Below are 20,916 nucleotides of genomic sequence, written 5' to 3'. Positions count from 1 at the left end.
GCTTTGTCAAGTATTATTGACGAAAAAACACTTGCTCAGAAATGTGAACAAGCATCTTCATCATTTATTTTTTTGCTTTTTCTTGATTTTTTGAGATACTTCGTGATTTACCTTCCAAATAAACCATCAAAATCGAAATATCCGCTGGATTGACACCTGAAATCCGACTAGCTTGACCAATTGTTTCTGGGTTTATTTTCTTAAATTTCTGACGAGCTTCTGTCGCAATGGAATCAATATCATCCCAGTCAATGTTTGCTGGTATTCGTTTTTCTTCCATTCGTTTCATCTTCTCAACCTGATCCAACGCCTTAGAAATATAGCCTTCATATTTGACTTCAGTCTCAATCAATTCGATTATCTTTTCATCTAAATCTTCAGCTGCTGAACCGACAAACTTGACAACATCTTGATATGAAACTTCTGGACGACGCAAAAATTCTTTCGCTGTAACTGCGTCTGTCAATGGTTTAAAGCCTAATTTTTCAACCATTTCATTCGTTTCTTTAATCGGCTTTAATTTAATAGTGCTCAAGCGCTTCATTTCAGTTTCATATTGATTCTTCCTAATTTCAAAACGCAGCCAGCGCTCATCATCAACCAATCCTACCCTGCGTCCAATTTCAGTCAATCGCATATCCGCATTGTCATGACGTAAAATGAGACGATATTCGGCTCGACTAGTCAAAAGACGATACGGCTCTACCGTTCCCTTAGTAACCAAGTCATCAATCATGACCCCAATATAACCATCACTGCGTTTCAAAATCAGTTCCGGTTTTCCTTGAACCTTCAGAGCTGCATTGATTCCTGCAACAATGCCTTGTCCCGCTGCTTCTTCATAACCAGACGTCCCATTCGTTTGCCCAGCTGTAAACAAACCTGAGATTTTCTTAGTTTCTAGAGTAGCGCGAAGCTGATGTGGCATAATCATATCGTATTCAATCGCATAGCCAGTTCGCATCAATTCAGCATTTTCAAGTCCTTTAATAGAATGCACTAAATCTTTTTGAACATCTTCTGGCAAACTCGTTGACAACCCCTGAATATAAACTTCTTCCGTATCTCGCCCTTCTGGCTCCAAGAAAAGTTGGTGGCGCTCTTTGTCCGCAAAACGAACAATTTTGTCTTCAATTGACGGGCAGTAACGTGGTCCTACACCTTTCACCATCCCTGAAAACATTGGTGCACGGTAAAGGTTGTTTTGAATAATTTCATGACTTCTTCCATTAGTATAAGTTAGCCAACAAGGAATCTGCTCTTTGAGGTAATCCTCATCGTGAGAAGTATAGGAAAAGTGGTTCGCTTTTTCGTCTCCAGGCTGAATATCCGTTTCTTCATAATTGATAGAAGAGGCTTTCACACGTGGTGGAGTCCCTGTTTTAAAACGCCCAATTTCAAACCCTAAATCACGTAAATTGTCTGCTAAGTTAATTGCAGCTAAACTATGATTAGGACCAGAAGAATACTTCAAATCTCCAATAATAATTTCTCCACGCAGAGCTGTACCGGTTGTTACGACAACTGCCTTTGTAGCAAACTCTTGATGTGTAGCTGTTTTCACACCAACAACTTTCCCGTTCTCAACTAGAATCTCATCTATAATAGTTTGACGCAAAGTGAGATTTTCTTGATGTTGAACCGTCTTGCGCATTTCTTTAGAATAAAGTTCCTTATCTGCTTGGGCACGAAGAGCACGAACCGCTGGACCTTTCCCAGTATTGAGCATCTTCATTTGAATATAAGTTTTATCTATATTCTTAGCCATCTCTCCACCTAGAGCATCCACTTCGCGGACAACGATTCCCTTGGCAGATCCTCCAATAGAAGGATTACAAGGCATAAAAGCTAGCATTTCAATATTGATTGTCGCAAGTAGGACTTTACAGCCCATTCGACTGGCTGCTAACGAAGCCTCAACACCTGCATGCCCAGCACCAATTACGACAATATCATAACTTTCAGTAAAATTGTGTGTCATCTTTTCTTTCCTTATTTTTTCACCAAAAAAGTCAAACCTCTAGAAGTGCAGGACAAAAAGCCTGCAACATCCATGAGCTTTGACCATCATAGTTATTGCTATATCCATTTTAGCAGATTGCTAAAAAATGTCAATCTAAATATACTGTTGAAGTTTACCATCTTTATAGGCATTGTCAATCAAACCACCACCCAAACATTCTTCTCCATCATAAAATACAACGGCTTGTCCAGGTGTAATAGCGCGTTGAGGTTCTGCAAAGTTGACAATTGCCTTGTCACCCTTTACAGTTACTGTAACCTTAGAATCTGGCTGACGATAACGGAACTTAGCTGTGCATTCCATAGTAAACTCAGCTGGCATTTTTCTTGTAAAATGTACTTGACTAGCGTCAAGGCTCGTTGACATCAAGTTGTCATTGTAAAAACCTTGACCAACATAAAGAATATTTTGACTGAGATCCTTACCCACTACAAACCAAGGTTCATTATCCCCGCCATGCTGACCACCAATGCCAAGGCCTCCACGCTGACCAATTGTATAATACATCAAACCAGCATGCTCACCCATATCTCGACCATCAACTGTCATCATGCGACCAGGTTGAGCTGGTAAATAATTTCCCAGAAATTCTTTAAAGTTCTTCTCACCAATAAAGCAGATGCCGGTTGAATCTTTTTTCTTAGCAGTAGCCAATCCTGCTTTCTCTGCAATAGCTCGAACTTCAGACTTTTCTAAATGTCCCAACGGAAACATCGTTTTTTGCAGCTGCTCTTGTGATAACTGACTAAGGAAATAAGTCTGATCTTTGCCATTATCCACTCCTCGCAGCATATGAACAATTCCGTCTTCATCGCGCTTTGCACGCGCATAGTGACCTGTTGCCACATAATCCGCTCCCAATGTCATAGCATAGTCCAAAAAAGCTTTGAACTTAATTTCTTTGTTGCACATGACATCTGGATTCGGGGTTCTACCAGCTCGATATTCAGCTAAGAAATATTCAAAAACGCGATCCCAATACTCTTTTTCAAAGTTGACAGAATAATAGGGAATGCCAATTTGGTCTGCCACAGCTGCTACGTCTTTATAGTCCTCTGTAGCCGTACAGACCCCATTTTCGTCAGTGTCGTCCCAATTTTTCATGAAAATGCCGATCACGTCATAGCCCTGCTCCTTTAACAAAAGAGCCGTAACTGACGAATCCACACCGCCACTCATCCCGACAACAACACGTGTTTTAGAATGATCACTCATAGTGTTCTCCCATCTTTTCGTTATTTCACGATTGAAGGTCGTGTTTTGCTTTCAACGATTGAAGGTCGCTTAGAGCAAGGTTTATTATAACACGAAATAACCTTAAGAACAAATTTCAATAACCAGACATCAATAACTTTACACTACTGTAAACTAAAAATTCAGTGGATAAACTATTAAATCAGTGAATGAAACAATAGAGATTCTATCAAAAGGGCGAATCTAATGAGCAACTTTCAGCCTCTATCTATAGTCTGAAAATGGTGCTTTTAGTCGTAAACTACTATATTAAAGCCTTGCTTTCATCACAAAAAGGTTGAGACATTTTGTCCCAACCTCAATCATTTTTTGTATTCATCAATACCAGCCATTTGCTAACCAGAAAGTCTTTGCAGCTGACCAAGAACCATAACGACCTGCTACATAAGCGTCTGCTACTTTTTCTTGATTTTCTGCTGATAAGTCACCATTTAAGTAAGATAAGCTCAATTGGTAACGACCATAATATTGTCCATTTTGTGCTGTGTAACTACCACTTGATTCTTTTTGTGCAATCCATTCTTTTGCTGCTGCATCTTCAGCACTCAGACCAGATGTGGTAGTTGCCGAATTACTTGACTCCGCAGTTGCAGTGCTTGTAGTGGTGTCATCTAACTCCAATACCTGCCCAACACTAATCAGATGAATATTGCTAATTTTATTCTTCTGAGCAATTTGATCAATTGTTGTATTATGTGATGCAGCAATAGCTGAAAGTGTATCTCCAGATTTCACTGTATAACTATCCGCGTTTGCAAGTGTAGGAAGAAAGAATAGCGCTGTTGCTGCTAAGCTCATTAAACCTACTTTCATTTTTTTATTTGTATTCTTTAAATTTAAAATCATTTAAATTCTCCTTTTCTGTGATAGAACTATCATATACCTTAATTATTACTATTGTTTTTACCTTTCATTAAAAATATTACAGGCAAATTGAAGAGAGACTAAAATTCACCCTATATTTCTTTGCTTTAAGGTTACTATAAGAAAAGTGACCTTAAAGATGGTCTAGAATTTATATCACATCTATTTTATCAAACAAAAAATACTGAATTTTGATATAATGAAGCTAATGAACTTATAAGGAATTACAATGAACTCACTAAAATTTCAATCTGTTTTTGATATTATTGGACCTGTTATGATTGGTCCATCTAGTAGTCATACTGCAGGAGCTGTTCGTATCGGAAAAATTGTCTCGTCTATCTTTGATGACGAACCAACAGAAGTTGAATTCCAACTATTTAATTCTTTTGCGAAAACTTATCGTGGACATGGTACGGACTTGGCTCTTGTAGCTGGGATTCTCGGAATGGATACAGATGATCCTGATATTCCAAATAGCCTAGAAATTGCCCATAAAAGAGGGATTAAAATTGTCTGGACGATTCAAAAAGATAGCAATGCTCCACATCCAAACACAGCTAAAATCACCATTAAAAATGAGCAAAAAGCGATTAGTGTTACTGGTATTTCCATTGGCGGTGGAAATATTCAAGTGACTGAATTAAATGGTTTTTCTGTTTCGCTCAGCATGAATACCCCGACAATTATTATCGTCCATCAGGATGTTCCTGGAATGATTGCTCATGTTACTGAAGCACTTTCTCGTTATAACATCAATATCGCACAGATGAATGTCACAAGAGAAAAAGCAGGTGAAAAAGCCATTATGATCATTGAAGTTGACAGTCGCAGCTGTGAAGGAGCTATTGAGGAAATCAGGAAAATTCCTAAACTTCATAATGTCAATTTCTTTAAATAGGAGAGTTTATGTTTTATTCAATCAAAGAATTAGTGGAGCAGGCAGATTTAGACTTTCAGGGTAGTGTTGCCGAACTGATGATTGCTACTGAATACGAACTGACAGGTCGTGAACGAGATGAAGTCTTACGCTTGATGACTAGAAATCTAGAAGTTATGAAAGCTTCTGTCGTTATGGGATTAGATGAAAGTAAATCTCGGAGTGGTTTAACAGGTGGTGATGCAGCCAAACTCCACAAATATATTCAATCAGGAAAAGCTCTTTCGGACTATACTGTCTTAACGGCAGCAAAAAATGCTATTGCTGTCAATGAATACAATGCTAAAATGGGGTTGGTCTGTGCAACACCGACAGCAGGAAGTGCTGGTTGTTTACCCGCTGTCCTTACATCTGCTATCGAAAAATTAAATCTTACTGAAAAACAACAACTAGACTTTTTATTAACAGCTGGAGCTTTCGGTCTAGTCATCGCTAATAATGCTTCTATTTCAGGAGCTGAAGGTGGCTGTCAAGCAGAAGTTGGATCAGCGTCAGCCATGAGTGCAGCAGCTCTTGTTTTAGCAGCAGGTGGTACCCCATTTCAAGCCAGCCAAGCAATTTGTTTTGTGATTAAGAATATGCTTGGATTAATCTGTGACCCCGTTGCAGGTCTGGTAGAAGTTCCCTGTGTCAAACGAAATGCTATGGGAGCTAGCTACGCTTTCATTGCCGCTGATATAGCTTTAGCAGGTATTGAATCAAAAATTCCTGTTGACGAAGTAGTTGACGCTATGTATCAAGTTGGAGCAAGTATGCCGACTGCCTTTCGTGAGACTGCTGAAGGTGGATTGGCAGCTACACCTACTGGTCGTAGATTCTCCAAAAAAATTTTTGGAGAATAACTTTCTACACAAAAGGAAAAAGTTTACAGCCCTGTAAACATGAATTTAGACTATGCAAAATTTTAAATATATTTTTTTCGACTTAGATGGAACACTTGTTGACAGTTCTGTAGGAATCAAGAATGCTTTCCAATACGCATTCACTTCACTAAATATCAAAGCCCCTGATAGCAAAGAGCTGGATACTTTCATTGGACCACCTTTAGAAGTTAGTTTCGCTTCTGTAGTGCCAGAGACCAATGTCAATCAAGCTATTGCTTTCTTTAGAGAACACTATAAAAATAACGGTATTTTTGAAGCTCAACTTTACAAGGGTATAAAAGAACTGTTGTTAGAATTAGAACATTCGGATTACCATGTCTATATTACCACTAGTAAAAATGAACCAATGGCCCATAAAATGGCACAATACCTAGAAATTGATAAACATTTTAATGGTATCTTCGGCTCTCTTCCAAATTCTTATCATAAAGCAGATGTTATAACTCGTGCTTTAAATAATTCTCATGCTAATCTTGAACAATCTATCATTGTTGGGGATACAAAATTTGATATAATTGGTGGAAAATCAGTCGGAATTGCTACTTTAGGAGTTCTGTGGGGATTTGGAAACAAGAAAGAATTAACTGACAATGGGGCAGATTTTATCTCAGATTCGCCTCAGAAAATTTTAACAGCTTTGGTAAATAATACTTTACATGAATTGTAAACCATCTTTATAATATACAATCAAAGATTCTAAAACAAACAACTATGTTTGCTAAGCCAATCACCCATATAAAAAGACGAATCATTTTTTACTCAATGGTTCGTCTTTTTGTTTACTCATTTATCATAAAATTTTGCTTAATAGTTCCAAGCTGAAAGACCTTGAGCATTATAAGCACGGTAAGCTGCTTGAATCTGATCATCTACTGTTGCTGTTGAACCCCAACCTGGCATAGTTTGGAAAAGACCACTAGCTCCTGATGGGTTATAAGCATTTACTTGTCCGTTTGACTCACGAGCAATGATATGTTCCCAAGTTGATGCTGGGACACCTGTCAATTCTGCCATACGAGCAGCTGCATAAGATCCTGTAGCACCAGCAGTATTTCCATTAGGAAGAACAACATTTGAAGAAGTGTTTGCAGCCGATTGCGAATAGGTAGTGGAAGCAGCAGGTGCGTTATATGTCACATCTTCATAAGTTACAGCTTCTTCTGTTGTAGTTTCTGTTGAAACTTCTGAATTTTTCTCTTCATCAAGTTCTAAAATTTGCCCAACTTTAATCAAGTCAGGATTTTCAATTTTATTGAGCTCAACAATTTTTTCAACTGATGTGTTTTTTTCTTTAGCGATTTCTGATAAAGTATCACCTGATTTAACAGTATAAGATTCAGCACTTGCAATAGCTCCTGTTGCAAAAAAAGCAACTGCCGTAAAAAGTCCTGATAAAGTCCATTTCATTGATTTTGTATTCATGTATATATCAATTTCTCCTTTTTTCGTATAATACTATATTACACATAAAATATTACTATGATCTTATAATTGTATTACAAAGATTACAGAAATATTGATTTTATACGCAAAAAACGCCCTTCAAGGCGTTTTTTAGCTAACAATAATATAAGTTTTTTAACTTTTTAAGAAAAATAACATCAAACCTAAGGCAAACATAATAAAAATAGAAAGGGTATCTGCTTTTTTCCACCTCAATTGACGATAACGACTTCTTCCTACACCACCTTGATAACCTCTCGCTTCCATAGCAGTCGCCAAAGCATCTGCACGTTTAAAGCTAGAAGCAAATAACGGAATTAAAATCGGAATAATTGATTTTACTTTTTGAACAATATTTCCTTCACCAAAATCAACCCCACGCGCCCTTTGAGCATTCATAATCCGTGTCGTATCATCCATCAAAGTAGGAACGAAACGTAAACTCATTGATAACATCAGCCCTATTTCATGAACGGGTACCTTTAATGCTACTAAAGGCTGCAATAATGATTCAACTGCGTCTGCCAAACTAAGTGGCATTGTTGTTAAAGTCAATAAGGTAGAGAATATAATAATTAAAAGAAAACGACTAAAAATGATACCTGCCTGAGCCAAACCTACTTCAGTAATCCTAATAAAGCCAAATTGAAATAAAGTCATGCCACCAGATGTAAAAAGTAATTGAAACAAAGTAGTAAAAGCAATCAAAAAGATCATAGATCTTAATCCTTTAAGGAAAAAGCCTAAAGGAATTTTGGAAAGTCCAACTAATAACATTGTAAAAACGAATAATAGTCCATTGGTTACAATATTATTTGCCAAAAAAATAATTAAAATAAAGAAAAACATTGACAAAAGTTTGCTGCGAGGATCTAGTCGATGAATGATTGAATTTCCAGAAACATATCGCCCCAAAATCATACTATCCATGTAGTAACTCCTTAAATTCTTCTATGGTGATAGGTAAATACGGAAGAGTTAGCCCTCTATTTTTTAATTCTTGTGCAAATTTTGTAATTTTAGGAACTCCTAGTTGAATACTTTCCATAAATGCTACAGCTTGAAAAACTTGCCGAGGCTTTCCGCTTTTGACTAATCTTCCTTTTTCCATCACATAGACGGTGTCTGCAAAATTAGCGACATCATCCATCAAATGCGTTACCAAAACAATGGTCATTCCTGCTTCATGTAATCGCTTAAATAAACTCATCAACTCTTTTCGTCCAGCAGGATCTAAACCCGCTGTTGGCTCATCCAATACAAGAATATTTGGTTCCATGGCTAGAATACCAGCTATGGCTACTCGACGCATTTGTCCCCCAGACAGTTCAAATGGGCTACGTTCAAATAATTCTTCTGAAATTCCAACAAGAGTTAACTTTTCACGTGCTACACGTTCAGCGTCTTCCTTTGATACTCCAAAATTTTGTGGACCAAAAGCAACATCTTTTAAAACGGTCTCATCAAAATCTGACTTTCAGCAAACTGAAAAACTAGACCTACCTTTTTACGTACTTGTTTAATATCCTTGTTTATAGATGTCGAAGTAATTTTGACATCATCAATCACGACACTTCCTTCAGTTGGCACTAGAAGCCCATTCAGCAATTGTAAAATAGTTGATTTCCCACTACCCGTATGACCAACCAAAGCAGTATATGAGCCATCTTTTATTTCTAAATTGACTTCAAAAAGGGCAGGACTCTCAAAGGGAGTGCCTGCTTGATAAGTATAACTTACATTTTCTAAAGTGATTCCCATAAATAATCCTGCAATTCTTTTTCTGTTAAATAGCGCTCTGGCAATTGAAAGCCTGAGTCCAGCAAAGTTGCTTTTACTTGATTTGTAAAAGGTTCATCTAAACCTAAATCTTCTAAATCCACTCGTGAGAAAAGCTCACTTGGTGTACTAGTTGACTCTACTTGTCCTTCTTTCATCACCAAAACTCGGTCACTAAGAGCTACTTCATCCAAATCATGCGTGATAGAAATAACAGTCATACCATGTCGATCTTTAATTTTTTTAACTGTCTGAATCAACTCTAAACGCCCTTCTGGGTCCAACATACTAGTTGCTTCATCTAAAATAATGATGTCAGGACGCAAAGCAACCACACCAGCAATAGCCACGCGCTGCTTTTGTCCACCAGAAAGCCTTGCAGGTTCACGTTCTTTAAAATCTTGCATTCCAACAATGTCTAATGCTTCTTGAACTCTGTCAAACATCGTTTGGTAATCCATCCCTTGATTTTCCAAACCAAAGGCAACATCATCCTCAACAGTCGCCCCTACAAATTGATTATCTGGATTTTGAAAAACCATCCCAATATGCCGGCGCTTTTCCCATACATTTTCAAGAGTTAATTCATCTCCATCAATGATAATCTCGCCACTTTCTGCTTCTAACAGACCATCTATTAAACGAATTGTCGTAGATTTGCCACTGCCATTATGACCTACAATAGACAACCACTCTCCTTGTTTCACGTGAAACGTCACATCCTTGAGAATATAATCATCTACATGATTATCGTATTTATACTTTAAATGCTGAACTTCAATGATATTTTTCATATTATCTAAATGTATCTTTAAAGAGATAGGCACTTCCTTTGAAGTAGTCATAACCCGAATAAATCGTAAAAATCAATGCAATATATAACAAAATTTGTCCTAGCAATGTCCAGTGTAATAGTAGAAAAATAATAGAAAACATCTGCGTAAATGTTTTTATTTTCCCTGGCATAGCAGCAGCTAAGACTGTCCCTCCAGTTTCAACCAACAATAGCCGCAAACCTGTCACAGCTAACTCACGGCAGATGATAACTGCAACAACCCAAGCAGGTGCCATATTCATTTCAATCAACATAATAAAAGCTGACATGACCAATAACTTATCTGCCATCGGATCAGCAAATTTCCCAAAATTTGTTACAACTTTCCATTTACGAGCTAAATAGCCGTCCAAGTAATCTGTAATACTAGCTACTGCAAAAATAATCGCTGAAAAGACGTGCATTCCAACAGAGTGACCCAAGGATAGTACTAAAATAAAAATTGGAATTAAAGCAATCCGCAAAAGAGTTAAAGCATTGGGAATATTTTCTTTTTTCATTTTCTTTTCCTTAATTGTTTATTATAAGTGTAATTGTACCTGTCAAACTTGTCAAGCCTGACGTATCAATCTGTTGATTATCAATTGTAATGGTCACACCTTGAACCACACCAAGAGTAATTGTTGATGTAGTGCCTGGTGAAATAGTGGTTGACACACTTTGATTTTCAGGGCTTAATATTGCACCACCTTCTAAGTCTGTACCTGTAACGCTTACCCAACTAGTTGCATCAGTAACTGATAGTTTTAAATTGACAGAGCTTGTTGCACCTGTCAAGGTTGCTGTCAAGTTGTTACCATTTCCTGATACAGTCAAATTTGTATTTGGACTTCTAGAAGATTCACTAGAAGTTGCCTCATTAGTCGAACTAGAAGAAGTAGTTGTCTGTTTGTTTACAACACTATAACTTAACGAAGGGGTAGTTGTTAATGAGTTATGGTGAATGTAGGTCCAAACATAATAACTAACAAAAGATAAAATAGCTAATGCAAGGATCGTCAGATAAAATAATGGTAAAAAAGAAGTTCGTTGTTTTTTTGTTCTTCGACTTCTAAAATTCTCTTCCTCATCAACATCCACTTCATCATAAGTAATCATGCTTCCTTCTTCATAAGCATCAAGAATAATTCGCTCATCTAAATCAACAGCCCAAGCATATTTTCTTAGAAAAGAACGAGCATAGAAGGGACTGGGAAGACGATCAAAATCATCAGCTTCCATAGCTTCCAGTAGCTCTAACTGAATATCTGTTTTCTTTTGTAAATCTTCCAAGCTCATTCCTTGATTAATACGAGCTAACCTCAGGACTTCACCGATTGTTTTCTTTCTCATACACACTAGCCTTCTTTCTATTAAACACTATTTTACCAAATTTCACCAAAACATGAAATCATTTTGGAAAAATAGTAAAATCAATCATTTCACAAGAATCAATAAAATGATGTCCTATCTCAATCACATCAACTAAACTGATTGTCTGTAATATTTTTGGTAAATCAAATAGATTATCCCCTTCTGAAAAGGTTTCGTATTGAGTGGCAATATATTCTAATGAATTCAGTCCATGTAAAAAATCACCAAACATTTCACTTTTTATAATATCAAGATGCTCTTCTGTTACATCAGGGTCTTTTTCAAAACCACGAATCGCAGAACGAAATTGGTGAGACAGAGCAACTGGCTCACTAGTATCCATTGTTAACATCACAAAGTGAAAATCTTTTTCTACTTCAACTTCTAACGATAATGAGTTGTCTATTTTTCCAGCCTCATAAAGCGTTTGAAATCTTTTAGATGTCCAACCAAACATCATTGCAAATAGCAGTTTTAAAGCAGTCTTATAACGAAATAAATCGGTTCCCGCTAACGATTGACTCCCGCGTAATCCGATTGCAAGTTTAGAACTTGCCACTTCCATTCGAACACTCCCCGTAGAAATAACAGGATTTAACGCAAGGGGAAAACGTCTAATCAAACTTTCTTCATCAATCCCCTTCAAAGATTCGTGTTGTTCCCGAATAACAGCAATGGTCTTTTCTAAGTCAAAATTACCAATCAGCAGTAAACTCATATTAGATGGATGGTAAAAGGTTTCAAAGTTTTCATCCAAATCCTCAACAGTTATTTCTGCAATTGATTCAACGCTTCCTGCAATATCTTCTGCCAATGGAGTGTCTGGATAAAGATTTGCTAAAGCGTGAAAAAACAGGCAATAATCTGGATTGTCTTTGTACATATCAATTTCTTGCTGGATAATTCCCTGTTCACGTTGAACAGATTCTTCTGTAAAGTAAGCATTTTCTAGTAAACTTTGCAACAATCTCACATTTTCTAAAACATTGTCCGTCGCCGAAAAAAGATAACTGGTCTTAGTAAAACTTGTAAAGGCATTGCTCTCAGCACCTAATTCAACAAATTGTTGTAAAAGATCTTGACCATTTTCATCCTCAAATAATTTATGTTCCAAAAAATGTGCAACTCCTGCAGGGTATTGAACAGCTTGATTAGAACCACACGGAATAAAAGAAGTATCAATTGAGCCAAAATTTGCTGTCATAATACCATAAGTTTCATTGAAATCTCGTTTGGGTAAAAGAAATACTCTTAGACCATTTCGTAAAGTAGTCTGATAGACTGCTTCTCCAACTGCTGGATAATCCTTCCTCTCCATTTTTAAAGTTTGCATCATTTTCCTTCCATAAAATAAATCGCTTGTAGCCTGAGTTGTGTTGCAGCAACAATGATATCTTCTCTGCTGACTGCTTCTAAAGCATTTAGCCAAACAGCAATTGGCATAAATGTTTTCTGCAAAACAGATGCCATATAAGCTTGTTCTATCAACGTATTTTGCCTATCTAAAGAAAGGAGCATCGCATTTCGTAGCATTTTTTTGGTCTGATTTAACGCCTCATCAGTAAAATGTCCTTTTTTTAAATCTGCAATTTGTCGATAAATTAAACTCACTGTTTTTGTTCGATTTTTCCTATCAATTCCAGCATAAATACGCATCATACCCGAAAAAATATCAAAACTACTTGAAATTGTATAAGCTAGACCCTCTTTTTCCCGAACATTAACAAATAATTTTGAATGAGCAAAGCCACCTAAAAGTCCGTTCAATACAATAAGAGGGATATGAGTCTTATCACCATATTGAGTAGAAAAATGATATCCTAATTCAACAATAGATTGATGAGCATCTTTTCGCTCCAATGATTCTTTTAAAATATTCGAAAATTCTTGATGATAATGCAATTGTAAACTAAGTTGACGCGGCTGTAAACCAAAAGTTTTCATATGTTCACAGACTTCAATCTCATTAAAATCACCCATAAAAAAGATATCGATTTTATCATTTTGAAGCATTTTTTGAAAAATAGCAAAACTACTTTCTGGTGTTTCCTTATCAACTAAGTCTGGCGTAGCTAAACGAAAAGTTTGCATTTCCTTTTCTGTATAAAATAATTTATTCAGCTCTTGATGTGCATGATAAAAATAATCTTCAATTTCAGCTTTTAAATCATTGAGTACATTCTTTTTTTCAATTTCAAAAACAGCCTGATTAAAAGCTCCTCCATTCGCTAAGGGTCTTAACAAGCTATCTTTTAAAAAATCAAGTATCTCTCCTGTTAGTGTATTTTTTCGACTTAAAAACGCATCGCTAACAAAAGAGATATTCAAATCCACGTAATGTATTAGTCCTCTGCGTGATAATCCCGTTGAAAAGTTGGCACCATAAAGAGTTGCTAATCGTTCACGAAAAATCTGCGAAGTTGGATAGACTTCATTAGCTGTTTCAAGCATACTTGCAACCAGCACGCGCCCCGCTATCGTATCCGTAGACATCGGAGCTGAAAACCTCATTTTTATTCGATTCGTTTTAAATTTTTTGGATGTTATAAAATGGAGATCTACTCCAGAAACCAGCTCCATAGTGTCCCTCATGTTCTTTTAATATTGACTTCTATTATATCACGAAACGACTCCTAATTTCTCCTTCAAGCTTTATTCTTTCAACTTAAAACGTTTTCTTAATGATGTGATTGTGATAATTCTAATATCATCTTTTCATCTAATTATGATATAATGACAAAGATCGAGGTGAATTATGGAATATAAATTATTTGATGACTACATCACTCTACAAGCATTATTAAAAGATGTCGGAATCATTCAAAGTGGTGGTGCTATTAAAAGCTTTCTTCAAGAAAATCAAGTTTATTTTAATGGAGAGCTCGAAATTCGCCGCGGAAAGAAAATTCGCATTGGCGATACCATTACTCTTCCAAATCAAAAATTAGAAATACTGCTGACTGCACCAAATAAAAAGGAAAGGGGGGAGCATGAAAAAGAACTTTTAGAAAAAAGACGAGTTGCCACCCTTGTAAAAGAAATGAACAAAAATATCAAAAAAAGTAAATCAACAACAGTAAATCAAAAAGCCAATAAATCTAATAAAAAAGCTCCTATCCGCTTCCCAGGTATTTAATATGTGGTTAAAAAACTTACAAATTCAACATTTTCGTAATTATGAAGCAACTGAAATAGATTTTCATTCTGGTCTCAATATTTTTCTAGGCCAAAACGCTCAAGGAAAAACAAATATCTTGGAAGCTATCTATTTTCTTGCATTGACACGAAGTCATCGAACTCGTTCAGACAAAGATTTAATTTATTTCTCCAAAGATACCCTGAAAATATCTGGACAACTTGTCAAACAAACTGGAAATATTTCTTTGGAAATTGACTTGACACCTAAAGGAAGAATTACAAAAGTTAATCATCTAAAACAAAGCAAACTATCTGATTATGTTGGAAATATGAATGTTGTTTTATTTGCTCCAGAAGATTTACAGTTGATTAAAGGAGCTCCAGCCCTTAGACGAAAATTTATTGATATAGAATTGGGGCAAATTAAACCAATCTATTTATCTGATTTATCACATTACCACCATGTCTTAAAACAAAGAAATACTTATTTAAAAACAGCAAAAACAATGGATGAGACTTTTTTAGCAGTTTTAGATGATCAACTAGTAGAGTTTGGTTGTCGTGTTATGCAGCATAGGATAGAATTTCTCAAAAAATTAGAGCACTTTGGTCAACAAAAACATTTGGAACTCTCAAGTCATTTAGAAAACTTAACCATTAAGTACTGCTCTTCTGTTCCACTTTCAGATTCCAATAAGTTAAAAGAATCTTTCCAAATTGCATTAAAGCAAAGCCGTAGTAGAGATTTATTTAAAAAAAATACTGGAGTTGGTCCCCATCGAGATGATATTGCTTTTTATATCAATGACATGAATGCCAATTTTGGTAGTCAAGGACAACATCGAAGCGTGGTTTTATCTCTCAAACTGGCAGAAATTGAGCTCATGGAAACTGTTACTAAAGAAAAACCAATTCTTCTACTTGACGATGTTATGAGTGAACTTGACAATAGTCGTCAACTTAATTTACTTGAAACTATTTCTCAAAATATCCAAACATTTATGACAACAACAACTCTAGAACATCTACAAAGCATGCCTTCTAATATTAAAATTTTCTCAATTCATGAAGGGCATCTAACTGAAGACAAGGTGTAAACTAGATATTAACACGTTTTACACGTTTGTAAAGTGTGTTAATTATAAAAGCTCTGCATTATCTGCTGCAGAGCTTTTATAATAGATCTTATTGTACAGAATAGTTTGGAGCTTCATTCGTAATTTGAACATCATGAGGGTGGCTTTCTTTCAAACCAGCTCCACTCATTTCAATAAATTGAGCTTTGTCATGTAGCTCTTGGAGATTGGCTGCTCCACAATATCCCATACCAGAACGAACTCCTCCAATCATTTGGAAAACGATATCTGCTGCTGCACCTTTATAAGCTACACGACCTTCAATTCCTTCCGGTACCAATTTATTTGCTTCATTAACAGAACCTTGGAAATAACGATCGCTTGACCCTTTCTTCATAGCTGCAATCGAACCCATTCCGCGATAAGTTTTAAACTTACGACCCTGGAAAATTTCCGTTTCACCTGGCGCCTCATCTGTACCAGCAAACATTGAACCGAGCATGACCGCATTGCCTCCCGCAGCCAGTGCCTTCACAATATCTCCTGAATACTGAATACCTCCGTCTGCAATAATTGTTTTCCCGTATTCACGCGCAACTTGTGCAGCATCATAAATTGCCGTCACTTGAGGTACACCAACTCCAGCAATGACTCGAGTGGTACAAATTGAACCTGGACCGATTCCGACTTTCACAACATCAACTCCAGCATCGTATAACGCACGTGCACCTTCTGCAGTAGCAATATTTCCTGCAATCAACGTTCGTTCTGGAAAATGTTCACGAATCTCAGCAATCTTCCGAAGTACTCCCGCTGAATGTCCATGTGCTGTATCAATGACAATAGCATCTGCACCTGCTTCAAATAAAGCTTCTGCACGCTCAAATGTATCAGAAGTAACTCCTACTGCACCAGCAACCAAAAGACGACCATATTCATCTTTAGCTGCATTTGGAAATTCAATTACTTTTTCAATATCTTTAATTGTAATCAGACCAGATAAACGACCGTAGTCATCAACCAATGGCAATTTTTCAATACGATGCTCATGAAGTATCCGCTCTGCCGTTTCAAGGTCTGTCCCAACAGGAGCAGTTATTAGATTTTTACTCGTCATATGCGCTGAGATAGGTTGATTATAATCCGTAATAAATCGCATATCACGATTTGTAATAATCCCAACTAATTTGCGATTTTCAAGCGTTTCAACAACAGGAACACCACTGATACGATAACGTTCCATCAATTCTTCTGCATCTGATACCGTATGAGTTGGAGTCAAGAAGAATGGATCAATGATAACTCCATTTTCTGATCGTTTAACTTTCCGAATTTCATCCGCTTGTTGCTCAATAGACATATTTTTGTGAATAACACCAAGACCTCCAGCACGAGCAATAGCAATGGCCATTTTACTTTCTGTAACAGTATCCATTGCTGCGGTGATAATTGGAATATTGAGTGTCAAATTTTCAGCCAATTTTGTTTGTAAATTCGCATCATTTGGCAAAACATGACTCTCTGCAGGAATGAGTAATACATCATCAAAAGTAAAACCTTTTTTCAAAAATTTAGTGTCCCAGTTAGACATCCACAAATTCCTCTTTTCTTTATTGATTGAGCACAGCTCGTATTTATTGTTAATATGATACCATTCTATCTGTATTTGTCAATCACTATTATCTAAAAAACCATCACTTTTGGTGATAGTTTTGCTCATTTTTATTTAAAATAGTTAATCCCCATAGCAGATTTTACCTCAGAAAGGGTCTGACTAGCTACTTGACGTGCTTTTTCGCTACCTTTTTGTAGCATAGTGTAAACTGCTCCCATATCTTTTGAAAATTCAACACGACGTTCACGAATTGGTCCTAACTCACGCTCTAAAATTTCCAATAAATAGCGTTTTGTTTTCACATCTCCCAGTCCACCTCGTTGATAGTGTTCCTTCATTGCTGTAATTTCTTGCGCATCTTCTGGACGACCAAACACATCTAAATAATGAAAAACCATATTGCCTTCAATTTTACCAGGATCTTCAATCTTGATATGGTCAGGATCAGTATACATGCTCATCACTTTCTTTTGTAAAGTATCCATATCATCAGATAAATAGATGCCATTATTTAAAGATTTAGACATTTTTGCATTCCCGTCAAGCCCCGGCAAACGTCCTGCTGCTTCATTTTGAGGATAAATGCCCTCAGGCTCTACCAAGACATCACAATTATAAGTATGGTTAAAAGAACGTACAATTTCACGAGTTTGTTCAATCATTGGTTTCTGATCATTTCCTACTGGAACATAATTCGCTTTAAAAGCAGTAATATCTGCTGCTTGTGCAATTGGATAAACTAAAAAACCAGTTGGAATACTTTCACCGAATCCTTTTTGGGCAATTTCTGACTTGACAGTTGGGTTACGTTCCAAACGCGCTAATGACACCAAATTCATATAATACATTGACAACTCTGACAACTCAGGAATTTGACTTTGAATAAAAATGGTTGTCTTTTCAGGATCTAATCCAGCAGCTAAATAGTCTAATGCTACATTTCCAATTGACTCTACAATTGTATTAGGATCCTTAGCATGATCTGTCAAGGCTTGCTGATCAGCTAAAAATACAAATAATTCATATTTTCCTTCATCTTGTAATAAAACACGATTTCGCAAACTTCCTACATAATGACCAATGTGTAATTTTCCTGTTGGACGATCTCCTGTTAAAATAATAGGTTTTGACATCACATTCTCCTTGAATTTTCTTGATAATATTATACCATTTTCAAGAAAAATGTGTAGAAACTATTTCTACACTTCTTAAAATTATTTGACAATTGAATTACCAACTTTCACACGCCATTTATAATCAGATAATATAATATCTTTCAAAGAATAAGTTGCTTGCCAATTTAAAAATTCTTTTGCTTTAGAGGCATTTGCTAACACACTTGCTGGATCACCAGAACGACGTGCCACAATTTCATGAGGAATTTTTTGCTGTAAAATTTGCTCTGCAGTATTGTAAATTTCCTTGACAGTATAACCTTGTTCTGTTCCTAAATTGAAAATCTGTGAAGTTGACGAATCTGTAAACAAATAGTCAAATCCCTTTACATGTGCCTGCGCTAAATCTAAAACATGAATATAATCACGAATGCATGAGCCATCTCGCGTTTCATAATCATCGCCATAAATTTTTAAAGCATCATTTTGTCCAAGAGCCGTTTTATTAATATTAGGGATGATATGTGTCGGATTTTTAACCCTCAAACCATTTGAAGCATCCATAGCAGCACCAGCAACATTAAAATAACGAAAAATGACATATTTCCAACTATAGCGTTTGGCCATCCAATAAATCATGCGTTCTCCCATCAGTTTTGTCTCTGCATAAGGATTTACTGGATTTAATAGCGTATCTTCATTTGCAGGTTTATCCATACAATTATTACCATAAACTGAAGCTGTAGAAGAAAATATAATTTTATCAATTCCTACTTCTGATAATACTTTTAACACACGATTCATACCAGCTACATTTGCTGCAAAATATTTACTAGGATTTTCAATACTTTCACTAACGACTATTTCACCTGCACAATGTAGCACAGCATCAATTTTATAAGATTGTAAATAAGCTTTTAATGCAGACTCATCATAAACATCCAGTTCTTTAAAGTGTGCTCTTACATCCACCGCTTCCCTAACACCTGATGCTAGATTATCCAAAACATGTACATCATAACCAGCATCTAAAAGCGCCTTTACAGTATGAGAGCCAATATATCCAGCTCCTCCTGTCACTAAAATTGATTTCATTTTTCTCCTCCTTATCTTTTTACATCAATACAAGAGTATCTTTTAGTAAGTATTGGTATGTTTCAACCAAACTTTCAATTCTATCTCCAATAAGAATCCCATCAAATCCAATAGTTGAAATCTGTTCAATATCTTCACAGTTTACACCACCACCAAAAATCAACTGATATGTAAACCCAAACTTTACACTTAAATTATCCAAATAATCTTTTAAATCTTGAAAACTTTCTTCAACATCTGTAAAGGAATAATCTTTTTTTCCTTTTAATGTTGCACTCAATCTTTCGTAAGCTACAATAATATGTTTATCCTGGAGATCTAGATCATCTAAATATGTTGCGCATTCAAAAATAGGATTTTCATGATTTCCTACACAAATAATAGGAATAATATCTTTCTGTAAAGCATTGTCAATCTTTGAGCGAATCATTCTTGTTGTTTCATTTAAATACTTTTGCCTTTCTAAATGACCTACAAAAGCATAATTTATATTGTAATGTTTTAAATGTTGAGGCGATAAATCACCTACATTTCTTCCTTTAATTGACAAATTTTGAACTGCAATGTCAAAATGATATACATTATAATCCGGTATGATAGGAGCAATAATCAATTGATGTTGCTTGCTTATTGGTTGATTGAACTTCTCTAACAATTCTAATTGTTGCTTGATTGACATCTGATTTTTAAAATTAAAAACAACTAACACTTTACACCCCCTTTACACTATTTACAACTCTTTTAAAAAATAATCTTCTATTGTCTGTTTATAAAATTTAAATTGAGGATTTTTCACAACATTATGAAAAGATAGTGTTTTTCTTTTCTTTAAACCACAAAATTCCATGGTCTTATGGAATGAAATCAAAACATCATCTACATTTTTTCCATCAAAAAATGCAGCCGGATTATTAAAAACTTCTTCTGGTGCATTCCAAGTTGTGGATAAGATATATTCTTTATTTTTCATTAAACCACCTTGTCCATAAGTATCTGCAAATGAATAAAATTGACCATATTCAAAGACTTCATCCATATATAATTTCAACTTCCCAGGTACATTAAACCAATAAATAGGAAATTGAAAAATAATCAAATCTGCCCACAAAAACTTATTCCTCTCGTCTATTACATTATAGTCCTCAACTGATGATAATTGCACATCATGATTGTGACGTAATTTATCCAACATAATATTATACAAACTAAAATTTAATTCTCCTTTACAAAAATCATGTTTTTGATAACCATTTACCAATAAAATTTTCATTTTCTCCTCCTAAAAATATTCTAAATTCATTATAAATTTTTGAAATTTCTCTTACTTATCAATATTCTAAAATGTCATATTTTATCCCTGAATCATTTGAAAAAAGTCAAATTTTCTAGTAAAATGAAACTAATTACAGAATTAGGAGAAAAATATTGCTTACAGTATCAGATGTATCACTACGCTTTAGTGATCGAAAATTATTTGATGATGTGAATATCAAATTTACAAA

General features: G+C 35.6%; 20 protein-coding genes and 1 pseudogene. 5 read left to right on the top strand and 16 right to left on the bottom strand.

Going from position 1 to position 20,916, the window contains the following annotated elements; translation table 11 throughout:
• Window positions 1-64: 64 nt before the first annotated feature.
• The 3 genes from mnmG to HMPREF2887_RS00220 all read right to left on the bottom strand — a co-directional run bounded on the left by mnmG (window position 65) and on the right by HMPREF2887_RS00220 (window position 4,123).
• On the bottom strand, window positions 65-1,981 hold the full coding sequence (mnmG, locus tag HMPREF2887_RS00230; RefSeq protein ID WP_003026760.1) for a tRNA uridine-5-carboxymethylaminomethyl(34) synthesis enzyme MnmG: 1,917 nt from the start codon (window positions 1,979-1,981) through the stop codon (window positions 65-67).
• 135 nt (window positions 1,982-2,116) lie between these two features.
• Entirely contained in the window at window positions 2,117-3,262 is a 1,146-nt protein-coding gene (gene mnmA / locus HMPREF2887_RS00225; protein WP_256381278.1) for a tRNA 2-thiouridine(34) synthase MnmA, read from the bottom strand.
• A gap of 333 nt (window positions 3,263-3,595) precedes the next feature.
• Window positions 3,596-4,123 (bottom strand): aggregation-promoting factor, encoded by a 528-nt coding sequence (locus tag HMPREF2887_RS00220; RefSeq protein WP_021002234.1) that lies wholly within the window; start codon window positions 4,121-4,123, stop codon window positions 3,596-3,598.
• 247 nt (window positions 4,124-4,370) lie between these two features.
• On the opposite strand from HMPREF2887_RS00220, the gene sdaAB reads away from it, so the two are divergent.
• From sdaAB to HMPREF2887_RS00205, 3 genes are read left to right on the top strand one after another with little or no spacing between them, the layout of a single operon-like run.
• Complete coding sequence (sdaAB, locus tag HMPREF2887_RS00215; RefSeq protein WP_003026768.1) at window positions 4,371-5,042, top strand: L-serine ammonia-lyase, iron-sulfur-dependent subunit beta; 672 nt, start codon at window positions 4,371-4,373, stop codon at window positions 5,040-5,042.
• A gap of 8 nt (window positions 5,043-5,050) precedes the next feature.
• Window positions 5,051-5,923, top strand: a complete 873-nt coding sequence (sdaAA, locus tag HMPREF2887_RS00210) for an L-serine ammonia-lyase, iron-sulfur-dependent, subunit alpha (RefSeq protein WP_003026769.1) — start codon at window positions 5,051-5,053, stop codon at window positions 5,921-5,923.
• A gap of 52 nt (window positions 5,924-5,975) precedes the next feature.
• Window positions 5,976-6,632: an HAD hydrolase-like protein gene (locus tag HMPREF2887_RS00205; protein WP_021002235.1), complete on the top strand. Its 657-nt coding sequence runs from the start codon at window positions 5,976-5,978 to the stop codon at window positions 6,630-6,632.
• A gap of 137 nt (window positions 6,633-6,769) precedes the next feature.
• On the opposite strand, the gene HMPREF2887_RS00200 is transcribed toward HMPREF2887_RS00205, so the two are convergent.
• From HMPREF2887_RS00200 to yfmF, 8 genes and pseudogenes are all read right to left on the bottom strand, one after another.
• Complete coding sequence (locus tag HMPREF2887_RS00200) at window positions 6,770-7,387, bottom strand: LysM peptidoglycan-binding domain-containing protein (protein ID WP_003026773.1); 618 nt, start codon at window positions 7,385-7,387, stop codon at window positions 6,770-6,772.
• A gap of 156 nt (window positions 7,388-7,543) precedes the next feature.
• Entirely contained in the window at window positions 7,544-8,338 is a 795-nt protein-coding gene (locus HMPREF2887_RS00195) for an energy-coupling factor transporter transmembrane component T family protein (RefSeq protein ID WP_021002236.1), read from the bottom strand.
• Window positions 8,331-9,169: pseudogene (locus HMPREF2887_RS00190) on the bottom strand (energy-coupling factor transporter ATPase). The gene HMPREF2887_RS00195 and the pseudogene HMPREF2887_RS00190 overlap by 8 nt, the downstream one beginning before the upstream one ends.
• On the bottom strand, window positions 9,154-9,981 hold the full coding sequence (locus tag HMPREF2887_RS00185; RefSeq protein ID WP_041784072.1) for an energy-coupling factor ABC transporter ATP-binding protein: 828 nt from the start codon (window positions 9,979-9,981) through the stop codon (window positions 9,154-9,156). The pseudogene HMPREF2887_RS00190 and the gene HMPREF2887_RS00185 overlap by 16 nt, the downstream one beginning before the upstream one ends.
• A 1-nt stretch (window position 9,982) precedes the next feature.
• Entirely contained in the window at window positions 9,983-10,522 is a 540-nt protein-coding gene (gene pgsA / locus HMPREF2887_RS00180) for a CDP-diacylglycerol--glycerol-3-phosphate 3-phosphatidyltransferase (RefSeq protein WP_021002239.1), read from the bottom strand.
• A gap of 10 nt (window positions 10,523-10,532) precedes the next feature.
• Window positions 10,533-11,354: a cytoskeleton protein RodZ gene (gene rodZ / locus HMPREF2887_RS00175; RefSeq protein ID WP_021002240.1), complete on the bottom strand. Its 822-nt coding sequence runs from the start codon at window positions 11,352-11,354 to the stop codon at window positions 10,533-10,535.
• Between the two features lie 58 nt (window positions 11,355-11,412).
• On the bottom strand, window positions 11,413-12,708 hold the full coding sequence (gene yfmH, locus HMPREF2887_RS00170) for an EF-P 5-aminopentanol modification-associated protein YfmH (RefSeq protein WP_021002241.1): 1,296 nt from the start codon (window positions 12,706-12,708) through the stop codon (window positions 11,413-11,415).
• Window positions 12,708-13,955, bottom strand: coding sequence for an EF-P 5-aminopentanol modification-associated protein YfmF (yfmF, locus tag HMPREF2887_RS00165; RefSeq protein ID WP_021002242.1), 1,248 nt, complete (start codon window positions 13,953-13,955; stop codon window positions 12,708-12,710). The genes yfmH and yfmF overlap by 1 nt, the downstream gene beginning before the upstream one ends.
• A gap of 175 nt (window positions 13,956-14,130) precedes the next feature.
• Here yfmF and yaaA point away from each other — a divergent pair, with 175 nt between their 5' ends.
• Entirely contained in the window at window positions 14,131-14,511 is a 381-nt protein-coding gene (gene yaaA, locus HMPREF2887_RS00160) for a S4 domain-containing protein YaaA (RefSeq protein ID WP_003026797.1), read from the top strand.
• A gap of 1 nt (window position 14,512) precedes the next feature.
• Window positions 14,513-15,610, top strand: a complete 1,098-nt coding sequence (gene recF / locus HMPREF2887_RS00155) for a DNA replication/repair protein RecF (protein WP_003026800.1) — start codon at window positions 14,513-14,515, stop codon at window positions 15,608-15,610.
• A gap of 88 nt (window positions 15,611-15,698) precedes the next feature.
• Here recF and guaB read toward each other — a convergent pair whose 3' ends face one another.
• The 5 genes from guaB to HMPREF2887_RS00130 form a co-directional block, all read right to left on the bottom strand.
• Entirely contained in the window at window positions 15,699-17,180 is a 1,482-nt protein-coding gene (guaB, locus tag HMPREF2887_RS00150) for an IMP dehydrogenase (protein ID WP_003026802.1), read from the bottom strand.
• Between the two features lie 131 nt (window positions 17,181-17,311).
• Window positions 17,312-18,337 carry a tryptophan--tRNA ligase gene (gene trpS / locus HMPREF2887_RS00145; protein ID WP_003026805.1) on the bottom strand — a complete coding sequence of 342 codons (1,026 nt, stop codon included), beginning with the start codon at window positions 18,335-18,337 and terminating at the stop codon, window positions 17,312-17,314.
• 81 nt (window positions 18,338-18,418) lie between these two features.
• Window positions 18,419-19,414 (bottom strand): UDP-glucose 4-epimerase GalE, encoded by a 996-nt coding sequence (galE, locus tag HMPREF2887_RS00140; protein ID WP_003026807.1) that lies wholly within the window; start codon window positions 19,412-19,414, stop codon window positions 18,419-18,421.
• 19 nt (window positions 19,415-19,433) lie between these two features.
• The gene (locus tag HMPREF2887_RS00135) at window positions 19,434-20,123 is read right to left on the bottom strand and encodes a triose-phosphate isomerase (protein ID WP_003026808.1); all 690 of its coding nucleotides are present in this window, start codon (window positions 20,121-20,123) and stop codon (window positions 19,434-19,436) included.
• Between the two features lie 21 nt (window positions 20,124-20,144).
• Window positions 20,145-20,684 carry an NAD(P)H-dependent oxidoreductase gene (locus HMPREF2887_RS00130; RefSeq protein ID WP_003026809.1) on the bottom strand — a complete coding sequence of 180 codons (540 nt, stop codon included), beginning with the start codon at window positions 20,682-20,684 and terminating at the stop codon, window positions 20,145-20,147.
• Window positions 20,685-20,916 lie beyond the last annotated feature (232 nt).

Source organism: Streptococcus sp. HMSC071H03, from assembly GCF_001813035.1.
Classification (GTDB): domain Bacteria; phylum Bacillota; class Bacilli; order Lactobacillales; family Streptococcaceae; genus Streptococcus; species Streptococcus anginosus.
The sequence above is the reverse complement of the archived record's forward strand: the minus strand, read 5'-3'. Positions and strand labels throughout refer to the sequence as shown.